General features: G+C 30.4%; 20 protein-coding genes. 4 read left to right on the top strand and 16 right to left on the bottom strand.

Going from position 1 to position 21,789, the window contains the following annotated elements; translation table 11 throughout:
• From RH99_RS12475 to RH99_RS12425, 12 genes are all read right to left on the bottom strand, one after another.
• Positions 1–228: SDR family NAD(P)-dependent oxidoreductase (locus RH99_RS12475; RefSeq protein ID WP_010238628.1), on the bottom strand; the 228-nt coding region annotated here is incomplete at its 3' end.
• Between the two features lie 931 nt (positions 229–1,159).
• Complete coding sequence (gene pfkA, locus RH99_RS12470) at positions 1,160–2,119, bottom strand: 6-phosphofructokinase (RefSeq protein WP_010238626.1); 960 nt, start codon at positions 2,117–2,119, stop codon at positions 1,160–1,162.
• Between the two features lie 250 nt (positions 2,120–2,369).
• Positions 2,370–2,651 carry a DUF503 domain-containing protein gene (locus RH99_RS12465; RefSeq protein WP_010238624.1) on the bottom strand — a complete coding sequence of 94 codons (282 nt, stop codon included), beginning with the start codon at positions 2,649–2,651 and terminating at the stop codon, positions 2,370–2,372.
• 223 nt (positions 2,652–2,874) lie between these two features.
• A complete protein-coding gene (locus RH99_RS12460; RefSeq protein ID WP_010238622.1) occupies positions 2,875–3,540 on the bottom strand; it encodes an HAD family hydrolase in 666 nt (221 codons plus the stop codon).
• A 143-nt stretch (positions 3,541–3,683) separates the two neighbouring features.
• Positions 3,684–3,899 (bottom strand): hypothetical protein, encoded by a 216-nt coding sequence (locus RH99_RS12455; protein ID WP_010238620.1) that lies wholly within the window; start codon positions 3,897–3,899, stop codon positions 3,684–3,686.
• A 99-nt stretch (positions 3,900–3,998) separates the two neighbouring features.
• Positions 3,999–4,241: a hypothetical protein gene (locus tag RH99_RS12450; protein ID WP_010238618.1), complete on the bottom strand. Its 243-nt coding sequence runs from the start codon at positions 4,239–4,241 to the stop codon at positions 3,999–4,001.
• Positions 4,242–4,304: 63 nt separating this feature from the next.
• Positions 4,305–4,610, bottom strand: a complete 306-nt coding sequence (locus RH99_RS12445; protein ID WP_010238615.1) for a hypothetical protein — start codon at positions 4,608–4,610, stop codon at positions 4,305–4,307.
• Positions 4,611–4,731: 121 nt separating this feature from the next.
• Positions 4,732–5,145 carry a hypothetical protein gene (locus RH99_RS12440; protein ID WP_010238613.1) on the bottom strand — a complete coding sequence of 138 codons (414 nt, stop codon included), beginning with the start codon at positions 5,143–5,145 and terminating at the stop codon, positions 4,732–4,734.
• A gap of 58 nt (positions 5,146–5,203) precedes the next feature.
• Entirely contained in the window at positions 5,204–5,620 is a 417-nt protein-coding gene (locus tag RH99_RS12435; RefSeq protein ID WP_010238611.1) for a hypothetical protein, read from the bottom strand.
• 169 nt (positions 5,621–5,789) lie between these two features.
• Positions 5,790–6,128, bottom strand: a complete 339-nt coding sequence (locus RH99_RS12430; protein WP_010238609.1) for a hypothetical protein — start codon at positions 6,126–6,128, stop codon at positions 5,790–5,792.
• A gap of 54 nt (positions 6,129–6,182) precedes the next feature.
• Complete coding sequence (locus RH99_RS18655) at positions 6,183–6,374, bottom strand: hypothetical protein (protein ID WP_081504398.1); 192 nt, start codon at positions 6,372–6,374, stop codon at positions 6,183–6,185.
• A 40-nt stretch (positions 6,375–6,414) separates the two neighbouring features.
• Positions 6,415–6,738 (bottom strand): hypothetical protein, encoded by a 324-nt coding sequence (locus RH99_RS12425; protein WP_010238607.1) that lies wholly within the window; start codon positions 6,736–6,738, stop codon positions 6,415–6,417.
• A gap of 273 nt (positions 6,739–7,011) precedes the next feature.
• On the opposite strand from RH99_RS12425, the gene RH99_RS12420 reads away from it, so the two are divergent.
• Positions 7,012–7,764 (top strand): YdcF family protein, encoded by a 753-nt coding sequence (locus tag RH99_RS12420; RefSeq protein WP_010238605.1) that lies wholly within the window; start codon positions 7,012–7,014, stop codon positions 7,762–7,764.
• Between the two features lie 147 nt (positions 7,765–7,911).
• Entirely contained in the window at positions 7,912–8,199 is a 288-nt protein-coding gene (locus RH99_RS12415) for a hypothetical protein (RefSeq protein ID WP_010238603.1), read from the top strand.
• A 145-nt stretch (positions 8,200–8,344) separates the two neighbouring features.
• On the opposite strand, the gene RH99_RS12410 is transcribed toward RH99_RS12415, so the two are convergent.
• Together RH99_RS12410 and RH99_RS12405 are read right to left on the bottom strand one after the other, a co-directional pair.
• Positions 8,345–10,402, bottom strand: a complete 2,058-nt coding sequence (locus tag RH99_RS12410; protein WP_010238601.1) for an SPFH domain-containing protein — start codon at positions 10,400–10,402, stop codon at positions 8,345–8,347.
• A gap of 598 nt (positions 10,403–11,000) precedes the next feature.
• A complete protein-coding gene (locus RH99_RS12405; protein WP_010238599.1) occupies positions 11,001–11,753 on the bottom strand; it encodes an ATP-binding protein in 753 nt (250 codons plus the stop codon).
• A 461-nt stretch (positions 11,754–12,214) separates the two neighbouring features.
• Here RH99_RS12405 and RH99_RS12400 point away from each other — a divergent pair, with 461 nt between their 5' ends.
• Positions 12,215–12,895, top strand: a complete 681-nt coding sequence (locus RH99_RS12400; RefSeq protein ID WP_010238597.1) for a Crp/Fnr family transcriptional regulator — start codon at positions 12,215–12,217, stop codon at positions 12,893–12,895.
• A 240-nt stretch (positions 12,896–13,135) separates the two neighbouring features.
• Entirely contained in the window at positions 13,136–14,596 is a 1,461-nt protein-coding gene (gene cls, locus RH99_RS12395; protein ID WP_010238593.1) for a cardiolipin synthase, read from the top strand.
• 84 nt (positions 14,597–14,680) lie between these two features.
• Here the strand turns inward: cls and RH99_RS12390 are convergent, their stop codons facing one another.
• Complete coding sequence (locus RH99_RS12390; RefSeq protein WP_010238590.1) at positions 14,681–15,802, bottom strand: cohesin domain-containing protein; 1,122 nt, start codon at positions 15,800–15,802, stop codon at positions 14,681–14,683.
• 223 nt (positions 15,803–16,025) lie between these two features.
• Positions 16,026–21,308 carry a lamin tail domain-containing protein gene (locus RH99_RS12385; RefSeq protein WP_010238588.1) on the bottom strand — a complete coding sequence of 1,761 codons (5,283 nt, stop codon included), beginning with the start codon at positions 21,306–21,308 and terminating at the stop codon, positions 16,026–16,028.
• Positions 21,309–21,789 lie beyond the last annotated feature (481 nt).

Below are 21,789 nucleotides of genomic sequence, written 5' to 3'. Positions count from 1 at the left end.
GGAAACCATTTCATTTACACTATCATAACTTGATACATCTGTTTTTACATACAATTCTTCGCCACTATTATCTTTCTTTTTAAATTCTGGTGCATTAGGACTCATATCTCCTACTACTACATTAGCTCCATTATCCAAAAATTCTTGAACTACTGCCTTTCCTATACCAGATGCTCCACCTGTAACAATTACTGTTTTTCCTTCTAATTCTAACCATGATTTTTTCATACTTTACATCCCCTTTTTATTTACAGTAGTAAAAATTATTTTAAATACACAAAATATTTTTTTACCACTTGATATTTTTGAAAAACTTTATTTCTTACTATGTTTTTATAATAATACAAAAGTTTTATTTCGTCAATATAATTTATAAAAAATTAAATTTTATTTTTTTTATAAATTATCACACGAAATTTTATTTTTAGGTTGTATGAATAATAGATCTCTCATTCCTAATTTTCTCCTCCTACATATTTTTCTACTTACCCCAATTTTAATTTTATTAGTAAAAAACACATAAAAGATCGGAATAAATTTTTGCATTTTGTTGATATACCGAGAATAGTTATGGAAAGAGAATAGGTCTTATAATAATATACTAATCAAAGTATTTATTAAGAACATACTGAGTACAAATTATGGAATGGATACAGCCTAAAGCCATATAAATATTTGTGACTGTACATAGATTCAAATAAAAAAATGAAGGAAAGCAGATGATTATTCCTGCATTTCCTTCATTTTTTCTGACAATGTTTTTTATGATACTCCTCATAACTTCTGTATCAGAATAAGTATTGATATTAGTTGTTAGCACAAAGCTGTTGCTTAATTCATGCTAAATAATTAAGATAGAAATATTGGTAACTGCATAGCAAGTATGAATTACTCACCGAGAAACGTTTACATAGTATAGTAATAATTCCTGCTATAACATCTTTATATAAATCTGTATACACAGTGGAATATTTTGTTGCATCTTCAAGAACTTCTTATCCACGAATCACTATAAATTTAGTTCCTTTTGAAGTTCAAACTTTCCACCATGAAAAATATATTCTTATTTCCAGATCATCTATATCAAGTATTACAGCTATTAACTTATTATATTCTACTTATAACTTCTTGATAAGATCCATTCTAGTTTTAACAAAAGCTATCTTGAAAGTATCTCTGATATCTCATATAGTCTTTCATCAAATTTCCTTGGTATTGCTAAAGCTTCATCTATATCATCATCAGTTATTTTATTATCTCTTATTCCTATAACTCTTGATGATTTTCCTTCAATTAGTACTTCTACAGCTCTAACGCCCATTTTTGAAGCAAGCATTCTGTCAAAGGCAGATGGACTTCCTCCTCTTTGAATATGTCCTAAAATAGTTGCTCTTGTTTCAATACCTGTAATATCTTCAACTTTTTTAGCCAATTCGATTGATCCACCAATTCCTTCTGCGACTATAATCAAACTATGCATTTTTCCTTTTAATTTTCCTTCAAGAATAATTTTGCATAATTCATCAAAATCGTAACCCTTTTCAGGTATTACAACGCCTTCTGCTCCTCCAGCTATACCTGAATAAAGAGCAATGTCACCACAGTCTCTTCCCATTACTTCAACTATACTTACTCTTTCATGTGAAGTAGAAGTGTCTCTTAATTTATTTATAGCATCTAATACTGTATTTAGGGTAGTATCAAAACCCAATGTATAATCTGTATATGACAAATCATTGTCTATAGTACCAGGAATACCCACTGTAGCAATTCCAAGCTTTGAAAGTTTTTGAGCTCCCATAAATGAGCCATTCCCACCTATAACAACTAGACCATCTACACCAAATACCTTTAAAACTCCTGCTGCCTTCTTTCTTCCTTCCTCAGTCATAAATTCAGCACAACGAGCAGTCCTTAAAATAGTACCGCCTCTCTGAATTATATCTGACACATCTTTTCTCTTCATTTCAAAGAGTTCTCCATTTATAAGTCCACTATATCCTCTTTCAATTCCCATAACTTTAAGCCCTTTATCAAGAGCAGTTCTTACTACTGCTCTTATGGCAGCATTCATTCCAGGTGCATCTCCACCGCTTGTTAATACAGCTATTGTTTTCATATAATACCTCCTACGCCCATCATGGACTTAATTTATCCAGTATAATTTATAAAATCTGTTCTCTTTAAAATATATACATTTAAAGATTACTTACTTCATTTTTAATTTTAATAAAAATGTAAAAAAACTTCAATGCTTTATGACAAAATAATTCAAATTTTATTGCAATATAAATTATTAACTTTATTTTGTATCAATTTTATTTTACACAAACTACTTATAGATGATTCTTTTTTTCAAAACTATTCTACTACAATATCTCTACGTTTACATTTTCTAAAACCGCTTCTGTATTGCCCTCAATAAAATTTATTACATGCTGAATCATCTCATCGGCATGTTTTCTTTCGCTGCTAACACAGGCTATACCTAGACTTATAGTTTGATGATAATCTTGATTATCTACTTCTGCTATAGATACATTAAATTTATTTTTAACTTTCCCAATAATACTTTTTACTATCATTCTTTTCTCTTTTAAAGAATGAACCCAATTTGCTCCTAGTTTTATTTGTGCAGTACCAATAATCATCATATCGCCTCCAATATAGTAAAGTACTAAGCCTATAAACAGAGTTCTTTGTTTCAGGTTGAGTTTTTTTCTCCATCTGAAACTTAGAAATCGTTATCCAGGGACGTAGCAGCCGTTATCTCCCACTTTGATAGAGGTTGGGAGTATTACGGATGGTAGTCATCGGATAAAAAAATTTACCAATTAAAAGTCACTAGAATTCCAGTTTATCCTTTACAATGTATTATTCCATAAATAACTTTTTTAAATCTTCCAATTTTACTTTATTAAAAGAATTTACTATCAAATCTGCTGCAGATATATCTTGATTCCCAGAGTTAACATTTTTATATCCAAGACATTTCATTTCAGCCTTCTTTGCAGCAATAGATCCATTATGAGAGTCTTCTACTACCAAACAATCTTCTGGTTTTATTTGAAGTTTTTCTGATGCGTATAAGAATATGTCAGGATTTGGCTTACTTCTTTTTACATAATCTCCACTTACTAATATATCAAAATATTTTTCTAGTCCAGTATATTTGATTACAGTTTCTATTACATTTATAGGTGCAGATGATGCAACTGCTAATTTTAGACCACCATTATATATGTCTCTTACCAATTTATCAACCCCAGGTATTGCTTCTATTATTGTATCTTTAGATGTTATGTATTCAAAATATTTACGCCTGTTTATATCAACTAATTCATCAACAGAATAATCCAAGTCATATTTGCTCTTTATATCACTCCATTTATAACTACTAGTTACTCCAATATATTTTGAATGATCAAGTGATGACGGCTGTATACCTAATGACTCTAATATTTTTTCATGTATTCTTAAATGATCTGGTTCACTATCAATTAAAACTCCATCCATATCAAAAATTACAGCTTTCAACATGTGTACACCTCTTCCCTAAAAATTTTTAAGCATTTATATTAATATTTGACTATACAATAACAATTTTATAACACTAAAATATAAAATACAAACAGTTTATATAAAATTGATAAAAATAAGAGGGCTAGAAGCCCTCTATTTTATTAATAACTTTTGCAAGGATTAGCACAAGACAAGTAGAATAAAGCAATTATAAATAATATGCCTTTATCTATTTTCTTGTGACCACCTTTTTTAGAGAATTGAAGAATTATTAGTACTAATACAACTAACATTGGTAAACTACAAGCACAACCTCCAATTGATGGTGCTCCTCCAATAACTCCTGGATAATATACTTCTTCATGTTTTTTACACATAATCTATACCCCCCTCTTTTTTGGGCTATGGTCAATGTAACACCCTTTTCCATCTTTTGTTTTATACTATATAATATTCATTTCATTTAAAACAGTGTATTATTTTTTATTCTTTGTTAGTGAATTCAAAATGTTAATTATAAAAGCAAGTTGTCTAAAATCGACATTTTTTAATGAGTTTTGTAATTCATTCACATTCACATTATTTAACATCTGCTGGACTTGTTTCATATCTACATTTTGAAGCATATTTTGTATTTCATTAGGATCTAAACTTTTATTAACTTGCTTTGAATTATCATTTTTTTCTTCTTTATGATGATCTGACTTTTTACTAGACATTACATCACCTCTTTATTTAAAGGAAGGACAAAAGCCCTTCCCCCTAAACCAATTAGTAAATTATTATCTCTTGCAAGGATTGTAGCAAGATAAATAGAATAAAGCAATTATGAATAATATACTATTGTCTACTAATTTACCACCATGTGATGAAGAACTTGAGCTTGAACTTGTGCATGAACTTGTTCTTCTTCCTTTTTTGCTGAATTGAAGTATTATCAATATCAATATTATTAAAGTAGGTAAACTACAGCCGCAACCACCTTTACCTCCAAACAGGCCCCCGCCAATTCCTGGGAATCCTGCATTTGGATATCCTGCGTTTGCACCACTATAGCATCCACAATCTGTTTTATATTTTCTACTCATTAAAAACCCTCCTTTGGGTAATAATGCTCTGTATCATATTTTCCATCTTTTGTTTTCTAATATATATTATTCATTATTTTATAAAGTGTGATATCATAAATTATATTTTAATTTATGTTTTCTATTTATCCTTATTAGCTTTACTTGCACTATATATCTCCATAACTACCTTCAACAGTTCTGACTTGTCTGAATTCATAAGAGTATTTATAGATCTTAATATATTTTCCCTACTTGCGTTCTTTCTAGTATTAGACTCATTAGCTTTATTAATATTACTAACAGAATTATTATTTTCACCCTGCTTATTCTGATTTACATCATCGCTTTCTCTTTCTGCATTATTATTCATTGTCCCCAATAATGAAGAAACCTGATTAATATCTATACTACTTAAGAGTTGAGCTATACTTCCTAGATTAAATGAACTACTACCATTACTATTTTCATTACCATTACTATTAACATTAGCATTACTATTTTCATATTTGTGAGAACTTCCGATCTTTCTATGATGGCTTCTATGCTTAGACATATTTATCCCCCCTTTTTATCTCATACTAAAATTATATTATTATTCATAAAATTTAGTTTTATGAAGTTGTAGTAGACGATTCTAATTCTTCTTTTTTATCCTTACAGAAGAAAATCACTGCTACTATTACTACTACAAACAAGGCATTACCACCAAGCATCTTTCCAATTCCTCCACTATTCTTACCTCCAAAGCCAGAACCAAAACTAGCTCCTAAGTTAGAAAATGGGTTACTGTTATTGTTATTGTTATCGTTATTAAAAGCTTCAGATGTAATGTGTTTTCTTTTATGATGTGATGAAGCATATTTGTTATTTGGTGGTACCGATCCCGGCCTAGATTGATTTTGGAAATTAAAATTATTGAATTTTTTACCCTTTCCAAAACCAAATACAATAATCAGAACTAAAGCCCAAACTATTAATTTACTAGATCCTTTGCCGGAAGCACCTCCTAATAAGTCTCCTATTCCCATACTGCTTCCTCCTTTCATATTGTTAAAAAGGTTCTATATTATATTATTCTAAATCTATAACTTTGCTCTTATTTAAAAGAATAATATATAATTGTCCTGTATTTTATTTAATAATATAATTAACTTATTTACCAATAGAAAAGGTGCATTTATAAAATGCACCCATAAATCACTTCAATATTTTACTTATAGTATATATTTGTAAGATTATATCTATGAGGTCTCCTCTTTCAGCACTTACCATAGGTTTTATAGCATTTAAAAGCTCAAATTCTCTATTGCTATGTCTAGCAATTCCAGGCTCTGGTGCAGCACTACCACCAGACATTGATCCAAATAGAGATGACATTTGACTCATATCCACTGAACCCAGTAAGTTCATTATTTGACTCATATCTATACCTTTTAGCATTCCTGCTAAATTTCCAAAATCCATGTTTCCAAAGTCTTGATTTTTACCGTCAATTACTTCTTCCCCCTCTAAAGGTTCATCTTCATTTATTGACATAGTATCACCTCTTTAACATAGAGGAGCTCAATTAAGTAAGCCCCCCTAAATTAACTAACAGTAATTTTTTAAACGGGATTTATAGCAGCATAGATAAAATAATGTAATTATAAATAATACATCATTATCTACCAATTGTTTATCTTTACATCCCTCGGAACTTGACCTACTTCCTTTTTTTCCAAACTGAAGAAGTATCAAGATCAGTATTGTAAGTGTATTTAAACTGCAACAATTTCTGTCCATAGTATCTCTCCCTCTAAGGATCTGTGGTCAAATGTTCATATTAATAGTCACAGGATGAATAGTCTGTTGATGTTCCTGCAACAGATGACGGATCTGAATTTACTTTAATTATATTTGTATTAGAGCCACCGCCTCTACTAGCACCTAATACTAAGGCAAGAATTACTAATATTGGTAGTAATGAAGTCCCTCCTACCAAACCACCTGGACGTCTTCTCCTTCTTCTACAACAATTATCTCCAGAATAACCACCTTGCCCTACTCCGCAACCACAGAACAGTACAAATATTAGTATTATAATTATCAGATTATTTTTTTTACCTAACCCGAAGAAACTACTACAATCACTAGATTTTAAACCCATAAGATCACATCCTCCTATATATATTTTTTTATCTTTTGTTTTTGGCCTACTATATATTATTCTATCTATTTGTAATTGACACATACGACTTGTACATAGTTAAGAGAAATATAAAATTGAGATTTTACATATTTTATTCTCTCAATACATAATATTCATAAATAAACTTTTTGACTAAAAACTTTTATTATAAGTACTATTATGATAAATTTATAACTATATTAATATGCAAAAAATAATTATATGATTTATTATTGAGGAGTGATTTTAGATTTGGTTTACCTTATAAAATTTTTATATGCAACATTTATTCTTCCTCCAGGAATTTTTATACTGGCTCTTTTAATCTTTAGCTTTAAACTATATAAGTATAAGGCCAAACTTGGGAAAAACTTATTAATATTAACTCTAGTATTTTATATCTTTACTACACCTTTTGTAGATAATTCTATAATAAGATTATTAGAGAACAAATACACTGTACCAAATAATCCTAAAGGCGATGTAATTGTAATGCTTGGCGGTGGTGCAACCCTGGATACTCCAAATCTAAACTTCAATGGGCATTTATCCGGCTTTGCTGCCAATAGACTTATAACTAGTGTTGAACTCTATAAAAAATTAAATGTACCAATAATAATTTCAGGTGGCAAAGTGTTTCAATCTACAGGCACGGAATCTGAAATATCAAAAAATATTCTTGCTAGTCTAGGAATACCTGAAAATAAAATAATTGTTGAAAATCAAAGTATTAATACTACAGAAAACGCCAAATATACCAAACAAATTTTAGTTAAGTATAATTTAAAAAATCCAATACTGGTGACTTCAGCTTTCCATATGAATAGAGCTGTTATCCAATTTAAAAAATTCAACGTAAATGTAATACCATTTCCTACAGACTACCAAACTAATATTCATGGAAGTTTTGAATTAAATGATTTTATACCATCTAGTAATTCGCTTTCAAATTTGAGTTTATCTATAAAAGAATTCATAGGAATAATAGCATCAAAATCCTATTAAATATATTTACACCATAAATGATTAAAAATACATCATATATTATCCTTTATTAAATAATATTTACTTATTCTATACATTAAAAAGGATTTTTAAATTATTTATAGAATCATTTAATTTGAGCATTATTATATTTTTAGAGGTGATTTCATGGCTTCATACGTTGTGGTTACAAGTGTAGATAAAAGTTCTAAGGACTTTGGTGATTTTTTAGACGTTATCGAGAACTGCTCTAGCTTTTCTTGGCACTTTCCTCGCTCTTCTGTATGGTTTATTAAGTCAAGCCTTTCTACAGAAGATATAACAGATAGGATATCTGACTCTTTTAACATTGATGATGAAAGTTTTATTGTTGTAGAACTTAAAAACAATAAACAAGGTTGGCTTACAGATGATGAATGGGATGTATTGAATAACAATATATTTTTTGATAAATGATGGAAAGTATAACGCCAGTCTGAAAATACAATTTCGACACTGGCGTTATATGTTTTTTAGTAAATATTATTTTTGTGAGTTTATTTTATTATTATAAAATTAGTAATCACTTAATATTTCCAAACTTATCAACAATTCAGATTGCTTACTCCTTAGTAGATGCACTTTGCCTCTTAGTCTCATCCTGCATTTTAACTTCTACCAAATCATCTTTATTTAAATCCTTATTGATATCTTTACTTTCATTTTCCATAGATTTAAATATTGCTTCTCTAATCTTTCTTACATTTTCATTTTCTACCTTTGTTCCATCAAAATCCACTCCAAGTTTTTCTCCCATTAAAAGAGTAAGCAGCATATTAAAAGCATTGGCTCCTTCTCCACCATTTTCATTGTTTCCCATTGTTATTACAGTTTTAGGTACTATATCTATACCAGCCTTTTCTATAGACTGTGTGAATTTATTCATTACATCTTGTAACACCTGATACTGAGGACCACCATAAGCTTTAACCTGTTCATCAATAGCTATTGCTCTACCAATACCCACCCTAGCTTCTCTCTCTGCATCAGCTTCAGCAATTGCCTTAATTTTAGATGCTTCTTGAAGTGATCTTTGAAATTCTGCTTTACCTTGATTACTTTCAATTTGAATATTAATTTCAGATTCTGTTAAGAATTTCTGTTGTGAAGCTTTAGATTCCGCTTCTCTAAGTTCTTTTTCTTTCTCCGCAGCCTTTTGCTGAGTTGAATAAGTCTGTATTTGCTCAGTCGCTATTTGCCTATCTCTAAGCTGAGCAAGTATAAACTCTATTTTATTATCATTTCTTGAAGATGAAGGTGTACCTATAAGCACTTCTTCCAATTCAAGACTATAGTGTTCAAATTTAATTTTCATCTCCTTTGAAGACTGTTCTTGAATCTCATTTCTCTGTCGAATAAGGTCTATTAGTGTTTTATTCTGACCTATATTTTTAAAATATGCAGATACCATTGGGTCTAGAGTTTGATCTACAAGCATTTTTATATTTCCAAATCTCTGTATAACAAGAGGCGCCTTTTTATAATCTATGTGCATTACTACTGATACTGGAAGTAATGGTTCAAAAGCATCCTTAGTTATAAGCCCTACCTCTTTTAAATTTTGATCAAAGAGGTGATTCCCATTTTGATCACTTATCCATTTCAATATAACATTAGTAGTTGGTATCATAATTACTTTTCCAGCATAGGTGTTAAATGCATACTTACCTGGCATTAATGGATCTTCCCAAACTCCTCTGTATCCATTTTGTACAAGCTCTCCATGTTTATATTCAACTCCAGAAGAATCTTTACCCTTTGACCCCGTATAAGAAACTACTACACCTACATATCCAACCTCAATTATAGTTTTGTCTATGAGCTCTACCGTAGCAAATAATCTATTTATAAAATAAGTTCCATCCACAAGTACTTGATATTGTCTTCCTCTGAATCCCCCAGCTCTTAAGAAATTCTCTGGATCTTGAAAATTATTATGATATGTTTCTTTATTTTTAGAATCTTCTCCAACAATGGGAGCTATAATATCTCCACTCTGAAGAGAAGGTCCATCATGTACAGTAACAATACCCACCTTATCATCTGAACCCTTTATAACTATAGGTCTAAAGGCATCTCTTTGCGTTAATATTTCTGACATTTTATTGATAGCAACTTCTTCACTTTTAGATTCCATAGGTAAATAATACATTCTATCTTCTGTTAATATTATAAATTGTGCAAGATTGAAAGCATAGGTACCTTCACGTACGATTTCTGTCTGAGGACCTTTATGCCCACCATTTTCAATAAAAGCCTTTGTATCTTGAAAATTATTACCTTCATTTGTCAATTTACCTAAAGTTTCTGTTGGCTCAAGAGGTTCTCCATCACGTGCAAATACATAGGCTATTTGTCCCTGTGGAATAGTTACAAGTGGGCAAATATGCACTTTATACATTAGTGGAGTTTTAAAATGTATTCCTCCTCTAAGTACCTGTGGCTGATATCCTGATTCTCCATTTAAAGCAATTATCTGTGCCTTTAATGAGCCTTTTGATGACCACCATTTTTCAACTATACCAATCTTGTTGTTTGGTATTATTCTAATTCCTATTAGCTTTAAGATTATTATTATCCCTAAAACTATGATCCCAGCCTCAATTAAATATCTTACCATAAATTTCCCTCCTCTTTGCTTTGTAAATTAATGAACTATAGTAATCTGTAAAAATGTTTGATTTTAGTAATAAATCAGTATTTCTCATAAAATCCTGAGTGCATTACAGTAAAGCCCATATAATTCATTAACTATATATTCAACATTCTTCGATAAATTCCCTCTTTATATATTTTTTACCTATGTAGCAATAGGCATAGTTCTCAAACTTACCCTCTCTTGACCCACACTAAAAAAAGCTTTTATCATATTATGTGGATCACTTCTCCAAAATGAAATGTGAATATTAAAGTAGCTAATTATGGTACAAAATATTGCTATACTCTTTAGTGTATTAACTATATGGAAATTAAGAACTACTTTCTGAAAATAACTAATAATCCAAAGATGTGAGGTTTATTTTTCATAAAACAATTTCACTTAAATATTTATAAATTTCATAAATATAATGAAACACTATAAAATTCATACATAAAGCTGAATTTTATAGTGTTTATATACTTACGCTCATTTTACATTATAATTATATTTGTCACATTCCATATCTTAAATCTGAATATAATATCAATACTTATCTTAGATAACAACTCCTCTCATTTTACTGAGATATAATATTTCCCTCTGTTCCTACAATAACTTCTCTATAAGGTACAATAGTCTGTGAATTTAGCATAGCTGTTTTTACTGCATTAACAATTCCTCCACAGCATGGTACTTCCATTCTCACAACTGTTATACTTTTAATATTATTGATTGTCAAAATCTCTGCCAATTTTTCTTCATAATATTTTACATCGTCTAATTTTGGACATCCTATAACTGTAATATGATCCTTTATAAAATCCTTATGAAAATCAGCATAAGCATAAGCTGTACAATCTGCTGCCACTAAAAGATTAGCTTCTTTTAAGTATGGTGCTCTTGTATTTATAAGTTTTAGCTGAACAGGCCATTGTCTTAACTCGGAATTATTTTGTCCACTTTCTACATTGGTATTTAATTTAATCTTTGAAATAGAGTTATTTGGCTTTCTAACTATAGCCTTTGCTGCAGTTCCTGGACATCCGCAAGGCATAGCTTGTACTCCGTCTTTCTTCTTAGCATTTTTATTTTTCTCTTCCTTCAACTTTTGAACTGCCTCTTCACTATATTCCACTGCTTCTCTCTCTATTATTTCAATAGCTCCCTCAGGACATCCCGGTAAACAATCTCCTAATCCATCGCAGTATTCATCGCTTATAACTTTTGCCTTACCATCAATAATTTGTATAGCTCCCTCATGACAGGCCTTTACACATATTCCACATCCGTTACATTTTTCTTCATGTATTTTAACTATTTTTCTTTCCATTTTATATACCCTCCAATTTTTATTTTTATTTTATTAGTGAAAAGTTTGCAATTCTTAACTCTCCACTGTCTTTTTACTTCGTCTTTTCCTAATGGAAAAATTTACACCCCAGGGGTGAATTTTGTGGTAAATCTTCTAATTTTCATTTCCTTGCTTCCATGACTCTATTATAGTAATATATTAATATAAAGTCGGTAACTTATGTTACTAAATTAAATATACTTAGATATATTTTAAAATAAATCACTAATTTAAACCACCTTTATTTGTGCAATCTAAGGAATCACTAATAAAAAGATAGCTTATATACAAGATAAAAACAACCTTTATCAAACTACCCGCTCTGATACTTTCAATCTTACTGCTTAGTACTAAATCATATATTTAAGTTATCTATTTATATTTAAATCACAGAGTAAATGGATTCCTTGTACAAAAACTATAAAAAGGATTGATATATTATGGATAATTTAACTGATATACTTAAAACCTGCATTATATTTAAAAACTTTAATAAAGAAGACATTGAAATACTTTTTAAAAAAATAAACTATAACATATATTCATACATAAAAGAAGAAACAATAGCTATGGAAGGTGAAAACTGCTCAAATATCGGTATAGTATTGGAAGGTTCCATAGAAATCAAGAAGTTTTTTGCTTCTGGTAAAACTGTAACTATAGCAAAATTCTTAAGTGGTGACATTTTTGGTGAGGTTATAATTTTTTCAGATATAAATAAATATCCTTCTACTATTGTAGCCTCTGATAATTGTAAAATATTATTTATATCAAAAGAAGATATTGTTACCCTTTGCGGCCTTAACAACCTAGTTTTAAATAATTTTATGGGACTGTTATCTAATAAAATATTAATACTTAACAAAAAGCTAAAAAATCTGTCTTATGAAACTCTAAGACAGAAAATTTCAAGTTTTCTACTTGAAAGCTATCACATGAACGAAAAAATCATTTTTCAAATTTCTTCTTCTAGAAGCCAAATGGCAGAGGAATTAGGTGTCCCCCGTCCATCACTTTCTAGAGAACTTGTAAATATGAAAAAAGATGGCCTTATAGATTTTCATAAAAACACTTTTAAAATTTTGGATTTAGGTAGTATGGAGGATATACTTATTAATTAGATAGCTTTTTATTGATAAAAATTTAATTGAATATATAAATAATTTAAAAATTGATATTTTCTTAATTAGTATATATAATTTGTATAGTACTAGCTTTCATGTAATATAGAGTATGTTTTTAATAAATGGCAATAATAATCTTAAGTATTTTAAGAAATATAAGTTTATATATTAATATAATAACTATATTTTTTCGATATAGCTTATTGCCAAAATTCTAACTTAAGAGGAGATGAAGCTTTGAGTTTTTCAATGTTGCTTTATGTAGTGATATGCATCTACTTAGCAAATATTTTCTGTGTTCTTGTAACACTTTATATAGAAAGAAGAAAACCTATGATGGGTATTGTATGGATAATTATAATGAATTTTTTGCCAGTAATAGGTTTTATAGTTTATCTAATCTTCGGAAGGAATGTACATCTAAACAATAAAATCACTAAAATAAAAAGAGATTTCGAATCTCTTTATAATAAATATTTAATAAGAGAAAAATATTTAATAAACAGTGAAAATGTAATATTTAAAGATAAAAATACAATTAACTACATTAATATTATAAAGTTAAACATCAATGCAAATAAAAGTATTTATTCAGAGGACAACGATATAGAAATATTTACTAATGGTGCAGATAAATATGATTACCTTATAAAAGATATAAAAAATGCTAAAGATACTATAAATATTCTATATTTTATAATAAGAAATGATAATATAGGCAGAAAAATAGTAGATTTATTAACTGAAAAAGCTAGAGAAGGTGTTGAGATACGTGTTCTCTATGATCAGGTGGGAAGTATTCTTACTCCTTTTAAGATGTTTAAAGAGTTAATAAATGCTGGCGGTAAAGTATGCAAATTCTTTCCTATAACCATTGGACATCACATAAGTTTAAATTATAGAAACCATAGAAAAATAATAGTTATCGATGGGAAAATTGGATATGTTGGTGGAATGAATATAGGTGATGAGTACATGAATCGCAGCAAGCGTAAGCTTTATTGGAGAGATACTCATTTAAGAATTGTAGGCAGTTCAGTATACTTTCTACAAGAAATATTTTTAACTGATTGGTACTACGCTTCAAAAGAAAAGGAAACTCATGAAAAATTTTTTATAGAACGATTATTTCCCGAAATAAAGCCAACAGGTTCCATTGGTATTCAAGTAGTTTCCAGTGGACCAGATTCAAATAAAGAACAGATAAAGAGAAGTTTTATAAAAATGATTTCTTCTGCAAAAAAGAAGATATATATTCAAACTCCTTATTTCATCCCTGATGGTCCATTTTTAGAATCGCTACAAACAGCAGCTATGTGTAATATAGATGTAAGAATTATGTTACCCCAAATACCGGATAAAAACTTTGTATATAAAGCTACTACTTCCTATATAAATGATCTTTTAGAATATGGAATAAAAGTTTATCTATATCCAGGTTTTTTACATTCTAAAATGATTTTAATAGATAATGATGTATGTTCTCTTGGAACTACTAATGCAGATATACGAAGTTTTGCCCTTGATTTTGAAGTAAATATTTTTGTTTACAATGCCACTTTTTCAGCAAAGTGCATAGATATATTTAAAAACGACATGTCAACATCCAAGCTTGTCACCAAAGAATGGTATAATTCTAGAAACATGCATGTTAGAGTTTTGCAGGCAATAAGTAGACTTTTCTCACCACTGTTATAAAAAATAAAGACTAGGTTAAGCTCCTAGTCTTTATATCAATTACCTATATTGCATGTCAAATTATTAAACAACTCTGTATTACTATTAATTCTTTCTCTTCATAATTTTAAAAAATACATTCTTTAACACTTTTCTATTGAAAAAAGCCAATACACCACATGCAATAACCACCACTACCAATACTATTGGCAAAATAATATTTAAGTTGGAATTAGACTTACTATTTAGTGTCTGTTTTTTAGTCGTGTCATTTTTAGAAGAACTCTGTGAACTGCCTTCTTCACTATTCTTTGTGTTATTTGAAGCTGTATTTTGATTTGTGCTATTACCATTTTCACTCTGTGAAACTGTACTTGTACTTTCATTCCCCTCTTGATTAGCATTACTACCAGCTGATGCAATAATACCATCAGCATTACTGTTAGTATTTGCAGAACCATCACTCTCACTGCTACTACTGCCGCTATCACCACTTATACTGCTACTTGTACTGTCACTGTTGAAGCTTGTAGCACTGCTATGGCTGCCACCATTATTGTTATTACTATTACCGGCCTGATTTGTATTTCCACTACCCTGTACTGAATTACCAGTAGCATTATTACCGCTGCCCTGGTTTGCATTACCAGCACTATTTACATTATTACCACCATTGATACTATTATCATCATTACTGCCTGGATTGTTCCCTGAGTTACTTGGTGCTTTAGTAACATTAAATACTGCCTGTGTTTGGGTATTATAATTATTCTCTAATGATTGACTATTTACAGATTTTATATTATCCATATTAAGTGTTATAGGTCCTTCTTTAGTTGCTTTAAAATTAGCATATCCAATGGTAACACTGTCCTTCTTATCAGAAGATGGTTTTTTATTAATTACTGGATATGTTAATGTACCATTTTCCTTATCTACAGTGCTTCCTCCAAATACCGTATAACCATCTGAAAAGGTGAGATTGTCTCCTTCCATTGAAAGCATATTTGGATCATAGTGAAGTGTAAACTGTACTCCAAATAAATCTACAACATTCTGCGCCTGTACAGTAACCTTAACTGTATCACCTACATTATAATATGACTTATCAGTAGCAAGAGCAACCTTTGTATTACCCTGTGCATATGCCCTAGATGTAAAAAATGTAGATTGAATACCTACAATAAAAATAAAAGCAAATATCAAACACCCTATTTTTTTTATCATTTTATCTCCCTTATTTATCAACTATCCTAAATTTTTATCTTTTCTTTCACTATAATAAAATATAAGTAGTTATACAAAATATTTATCTATAGGAAAGATAATAATCATGTTTGTCTTAGTAATTTCTTAGTAATTGTCCAATCGTAATGTAAAACTACTATTAATAATGAGATATACCAGGCATTAATTTTCACTGGTATATCTCATTACATTTTATTTCTCCTTATAATCCAAGAACTTTCTTTGCCACATAGGAAATATCCACTATGTCTATTACTCCGTCCTTATTCATATCAAACGCCGCATTATAACCTTGATCCTTTGAGGTAATTCCAAACGCTCTTGCCACAAGTACAAGGTCATTTATTGCAATGCCGCCTCCTGTAACATCTGCATTAGCTACAGTAATCTCATTGCTTATGTCTTCTGGAGTTGTAAATATAGCTCCCTGGCTGTCAGATACTTTTGCTCCTTTTGCTATTGTAAAGGATGTTTTACCATCTTTATTTTTAGCTTTAAGCTTTATATCTATAACATTTGCATCTCCTGTTACTCCTTGAGTTGCTCCAGTTAAGCTGGTAACTATCCTTACTTTACCATTATCATCCTTGTAGTTCACATAAGCTTTTCCGCTGTCAGCTGCAAAATCTTTATCTACAGTTACACTCTCCAGTTCAAAGAGAATTGGATCATAGCTGAAAGTACTATCAAGTCCATATAAGTTTTTAGCTCCCTTGGCATTTAACTTAACCTGTAGTTCTTCCCCTGCTCCAACTAGTGATTTATCTGGATTTATTCCAAGATTTACTGCACCCATATTGATTTCATTTACAGTTATTGTCATTGCATTTGATTGTACTATTATACCATTCAATGTAACTACTGCGGTTATATCAGCACTTCCTACTTTGTTAGCCGTTATTACTCCTTTGTCATCCACAGATACTATGGATGGATTACTGCTTATATACTGTATTGTTGCCTTTGAAAGATCTGCATCACTGTTATCATTTAACTTACCTTTTACAGATAATTTAGCAGTTTTTGTTCTTTCTAGCGTTGTATTGTCAGCAGTTATAGTTACGCCTTTCAAGCTCTCTGAACCTGTTACATAGTTAACTTCTGACCTAGTAATTCCTCCAAAGGCATCCGCCGCTTCCGCATACCATCCAACAGTAGTCTGAGGAATATTATTCCACTGTGTTGTTACTTCACTTCCGCTTTTTACGTTTTGAACTTCACCAATTTTATTATTTGTATACAGATTGACCTTCACATAATCTGTAGATACTTCCTTTTCTTTAGGACTCAATCCTAAATCCTCAAAGGGAACCTCAAATTCTTCATTAGTTACAGGAAAATCTGAGACATTAGCATCATAATCATCCAGTGATGGAGAATAAGTACGGAATATTATTTTTTTATCCTTTAAATCAAAATGTAATAGTCTAAGATAGCCTAGTCCGCCTTCTGTAAGTCCCTGATAATCAAATAATATCTGATGAACCTTACGATCCGGAACACCATCTCCATTATCATCAAATGAAGTTACCACTTGATTTGCACTATGATAATGTCCTGAAAATACCATACAAACATTAGGATTTGGCTTTACAATTTCATTTTGAATTCTCTGCGGAATTGGTCCAAGTCCTCCAGTAACCTCCAAATATTCATGGAAATTAAGTATAGCCTTGCGATTAGGATATTGCTTAAGTACACTATTTACCCATGCTATCTCATCGTCGCCAGGGGCCCAGCTCATGTAAATCATTATAAAATCTATTCCACCTGCAGATATTAAATCATAATGACCTCTATTATTTTGATAATCTCCTCCATACCAAGGATTATTCTTATATCTGTCTTCTCCAAAATATTTACTGTAATCAGTAAAATCATTACTTTTTTGCCCGACATCATGATTTCCAGCTAAAACTCCATAGGGGAATCCAGCTTGATCAAGCATTTTATAAGCATTATCAGCATTTTGCCATTGGTTTCCTACAGTAGAGTCATCAACTATATCGCCAGTATGGAACAAATATTTAATATTCATTCTATCTTTATTGGCAAGTAACCAATTATGGATATCCAGCTGATGTTGATACCAGGTTGCATTGTAATACTGTGTATCTGTTTCCCATGCAAGGGTGAAATCATAATCAGATCTAGGAGTATCATTTACATTTCCTGTAGGTATATTAGGATTTGTTTGTGTATTTTTATTATTAATACTTTGTGTACCAGTAGTCATATATTCTTGTACAAGTACTTTCACAGTACCGTTAGAAACTCTGTCTTTTACATTCACATCTGCATTTAATTCAAATTCTTTATCATCTGTTACTATATGAGATACTACTGGTTCCCAAATACTTGAAGTGTAATTCCATACATACATAGCTAACTTGCTATTAGCATTAGATGATCCCTTCCAAGACACATTTGCTACGGAATCATTTCCAGCATCCTCTGGAACCTTTACCTCAAACATATGATATGGAAACTTATCAGTTGACTTATTTGTCAGTTCCTTACCATCATCATTTTTCAATAAGCCAAGATCACTACCTGTAACCACACTACCGTCTACTGGATGATAGTCAACAGCACCAGATTTTACGGTTATCTCTTTATCAGCTACAGTATACTTGTACCCTTTTTTGAAATTTACCGTCATATTATCTTGAGTTGGGTCAAAAACTTTTGCTGTTAAAGTAGCATTATTACCATTAAGTTTAGTTCCATCTATAGGTGAGATCAATTCAGGTTTATCTGGATTTTCTACAGGTGTTGTGAAATTAATGGTTTTTTCAGAAGTATTTCCTACATTATCCTCTGCCTCTAATTTAAGAATATGATTACCAAATTTAAGGGTAACCGAGGATGTTTTATAAGGAAGTACTATCCTTTCTCCGTCTAAAGTTGCATTAAGTGATTTAAGTCCTGAAGTAACGTCTACAGCAGATGCCTCAATACTAAAATCTCCTTTATACTGCTTACTTATCATATTAGTTGTAATTTCAGGAGCAGTATTATCAACCTTAATACTAGCAGCTGCACTATTACTGCCATCTACTGCTGAAATAGAATAATTTCCATCTGAAACTTTTGTTGTATCCCATTGATATTCCACAGCTTTATAGGCATCATCTGGTACATTAAAATTACAATCCAATACTTCTGATTTACCTGCACTATCGCCCATATTAATCAATTTATTTGGATCTTCATAACCTGTACATCTAAGCTCACGTCCATCTGGAAGTATTAATCTAATATTTTTAACCTGAAAATCATCATTATTCTCTCCATCATAGTGTTCAAGTGGACTAGACTTTGTACCTGCATTTATATTTATTTTAAATGGTTTTCCCTGCTGAAAGTATGAATTGCTAACAGGTATACTCATAGTCTTCCAATTTGAGTACGTTCCATCATCAAACACACTTAATATATCATTTCCTATTGTTACTCCATTTTTAAACCATGTATCTGTTTGAGTAACATCAAAAACAAAAACAGGCTCTTTTTCTAGTCCCGGTTTAGATAATGAAGTTACATCTTGCCCACTTACTGTAAGCTTTGCTGAAGATGGATATGTATCTTCACTAGCTCTTATTGGCACAGTACCTTTAGCAATAAATGTATTATCTACATTTAAACGAAGCTGATCTGTGGATACATTTTGAATTACTAAATGTTTTGCCTTTGTTTTTGCAGTGTTAATTCCATCTGATGCCTCAAAATAATAATCAAAATATTTTTTTCCGATCACATCTGAGGAGCTCAAGATTTTTTGGAATGTCCCATCACTACTAACAGTAAGATTATATTTTATATAATCACTATCCACATTACTCTTCAAATATAGTGCTGCAGTTTTAACACTTGCATTATCTGTTATATCTGCATTGAAATTAAACTCCACCTTAGGATCAATTGTTGCAGCTGATTTATCTTTAATATAAGGTACTTCACTATCCTCTGATATATGAAGTCTATGTACTGGTACTTGTGAATCCAGTACTGTTCCAGGAGTTGCAGCATTTTTGCCCTTATTAATCAAATTATAGGGATCTTTTGCATTATAACCATACTGTATACCTTGATCAGGATCTACATCATCAGCACCATTCATATCGTATAATGCTTTTACAAGGTTCATACCGGTATTAGTGTCTATTTTAATACCACGGGCTCCTGAATTAGCCATACCTGCCGAATGTATCTGCACAATATTTTTATTGGCAATTAGTGAACTATTATAATATTTATTAAAATCTTCTACAGTCAGCGAATCATTATTACCATTCATAATCCATAAAACTAGGGGTTTACCGGATGGTATTATAACACTATCAGGAATGCTTGGCCACAAAACATCAGAACTATCTCCTTTATCAGGATAATTATAGTGAATTTTATAATCCTTAAGATCTATATCCTTATCAGTGTTATTATAAATTTCTATAAACTCATAAGCATCCGATCCATTTAAATTAGTTTTTGAATCTGGCACTAACTCTGTTATAAGTAGCGGCGGCTGCTTTGAGTCCTCAGTTGTTCCCGAATTATTAATATTTACAGAATACTGTTCTGTTTTTGCAGTATTAGTTCCATCTGAAGCTTCAATATAATATGTAATACTCTTTCCTGTAAGTGCTGCAACTGGAATTACAGCGCTAAAATTACCTTTTTCACCATTAGACAAATCAACGCTCTTAAAGTCAGTATCCTTATCATTTTTATAATAAAGTTTAGTTGTTACCACTTTATTATCATCTGTTATTACTGCACTAATTGTAACATCCTTTGTTGTATCACTTATATCAGCAATTTTTGTATGAATTATTACAGGTGCAGTAACATCCTTCTGAATAGTTGTTCCCTCTTCAGAACTAAGTGAGGAAGGTGAAGGTATACCTATAGTTTTTTCTGATGCTGCAGTAGAACTTCCACTATACTTGTAATGAACACTTTTAGTGTCATCACTTGCATCGGATCCGACATATGACGCTGAACTTATTTCTGTATTATCGTCTTTTTGCACATGTATGGTACGTGGACTTGAATTAGACATTCCACCTCCACAAGGCATTTTTATTATATATTTATCATCAACTGTGGAAGGAATGTTGAATGCACTTTTAAAATCAGTTGTAGTAAGACTTGAATTTGAGCCATTGTCCACCCAAACTATAAATGATGTTTTTGCTGGAATTTGTACATCGGAAGTAATGTCCCAGGGAATATCCTTATTACTATCATCATAGTGATAGATAAGCTTATAGTCTTTTGCATTAATAGTGTTCTGTGAATTATTATACAATTCTATAAACTCATAAGCATCGGCGCTATTTGCATTTTTAGTATTTGGCATTAATTCTGTAATAAGTAATGAGGGTTCACTAGCTGCTAAAGTTTTTATTGGAAAATTGACAAAATTAAAAGTTAATGCTGTTGCTAAAAATAATACAATTTTTTGCTTAAATCGATTCATCTTTGTCCTCCTCTTTCTAAATTTATATTTTTTGTTAACATTAGAAAGTTTAACTGCTAAATGTTAGAGGACTATTATATTTTTGTTAACTTTAATTAATGTTGCAGTATATGATAAAACAAAACATGTTTTAGTACCAAACCCATATATACATAGTTTTAAGTAGATGAATTTCTTAATCTCATGCCCACAGTTTAACATAGAGATAATAGAATCATATATGCAGTGTTTTTATCCCTTACATCAAAGGCTATAGTTGTTGAATTTTCAATTCCATTGTCATAGTTCCAAAGTAAAACACCATAGATTTTAAAATATCTACATTCCTTGTAAAGTATTTTTTATAAGGAATTATTCTTTAATTAGAGAAAAAAGCATTATATTCTATTAAACTCTGTAATAGTAATATATATGCTCAACAAGTATATATTCCACAAATAGTGATAATTTACTATAATAATAGTATAGCTATACTACGTGT

Origin of the sequence: Clostridium arbusti SL206 (genome assembly GCF_000246895.1) — a bacterium.
GTDB lineage: Bacteria > Bacillota > Clostridia > Clostridiales > Clostridiaceae > Clostridium_I > Clostridium_I arbusti.
Note: the sequence above shows the minus strand (reverse complement) of the source record. Positions and strands in the feature narration are given on the sequence as shown.

What these genes read in the sequence shown, in the direction of transcription:
- pfkA (WP_010238626.1), bottom strand. Translation starts at nt 2,119, where the DNA reads ATGAAAACAATAGCTGTATTAACAAGCGGTGGAGATGCACCTGGAATG.
- RH99_RS12465 (WP_010238624.1), bottom strand. Translation starts at nt 2,651, where the DNA reads ATGATTATTGGTACTGCACAAATAAAACTAGGAGCAAATTGGGTTCAT.
- RH99_RS12460 (WP_010238622.1), bottom strand. Translation starts at nt 3,540, where the DNA reads ATGTTGAAAGCTGTAATTTTTGATATGGATGGAGTTTTAATTGATAGT.
- RH99_RS12455 (WP_010238620.1), bottom strand. Translation starts at nt 3,899, where the DNA reads ATGTGTAAAAAACATGAAGAAGTATATTATCCAGGAGTTATTGGAGGA.
- RH99_RS12450 (WP_010238618.1), bottom strand. Translation starts at nt 4,241, where the DNA reads ATGTCTAGTAAAAAGTCAGATCATCATAAAGAAGAAAAAAATGATAAT.
- RH99_RS12445 (WP_010238615.1), bottom strand. Translation starts at nt 4,610, where the DNA reads ATGAGTAGAAAATATAAAACAGATTGTGGATGCTATAGTGGTGCAAAC.
- RH99_RS12440 (WP_010238613.1), bottom strand. Translation starts at nt 5,145, where the DNA reads ATGTCTAAGCATAGAAGCCATCATAGAAAGATCGGAAGTTCTCACAAA.
- RH99_RS12435 (WP_010238611.1), bottom strand. Translation starts at nt 5,620, where the DNA reads ATGGGAATAGGAGACTTATTAGGAGGTGCTTCCGGCAAAGGATCTAGT.
- RH99_RS12430 (WP_010238609.1), bottom strand. Translation starts at nt 6,128, where the DNA reads ATGTCAATAAATGAAGATGAACCTTTAGAGGGGGAAGAAGTAATTGAC.
- RH99_RS18655 (WP_081504398.1), bottom strand. Translation starts at nt 6,374, where the DNA reads ATGGACAGAAATTGTTGCAGTTTAAATACACTTACAATACTGATCTTG.
- RH99_RS12425 (WP_010238607.1), bottom strand. Translation starts at nt 6,738, where the DNA reads ATGGGTTTAAAATCTAGTGATTGTAGTAGTTTCTTCGGGTTAGGTAAA.
- RH99_RS12415 (WP_010238603.1), top strand. Translation starts at nt 7,912, where the DNA reads ATGGCTTCATACGTTGTGGTTACAAGTGTAGATAAAAGTTCTAAGGAC.
- RH99_RS12410 (WP_010238601.1), bottom strand. Translation starts at nt 10,402, where the DNA reads ATGGTAAGATATTTAATTGAGGCTGGGATCATAGTTTTAGGGATAATA.
- RH99_RS12405 (WP_010238599.1), bottom strand. Translation starts at nt 11,753, where the DNA reads ATGGAAAGAAAAATAGTTAAAATACATGAAGAAAAATGTAACGGATGT.
- RH99_RS12400 (WP_010238597.1), top strand. Translation starts at nt 12,215, where the DNA reads ATGGATAATTTAACTGATATACTTAAAACCTGCATTATATTTAAAAAC.
- RH99_RS12390 (WP_010238590.1), bottom strand. Translation starts at nt 15,802, where the DNA reads ATGATAAAAAAAATAGGGTGTTTGATATTTGCTTTTATTTTTATTGTA.
- RH99_RS12385 (WP_010238588.1), bottom strand. Translation starts at nt 21,308, where the DNA reads ATGAATCGATTTAAGCAAAAAATTGTATTATTTTTAGCAACAGCATTA.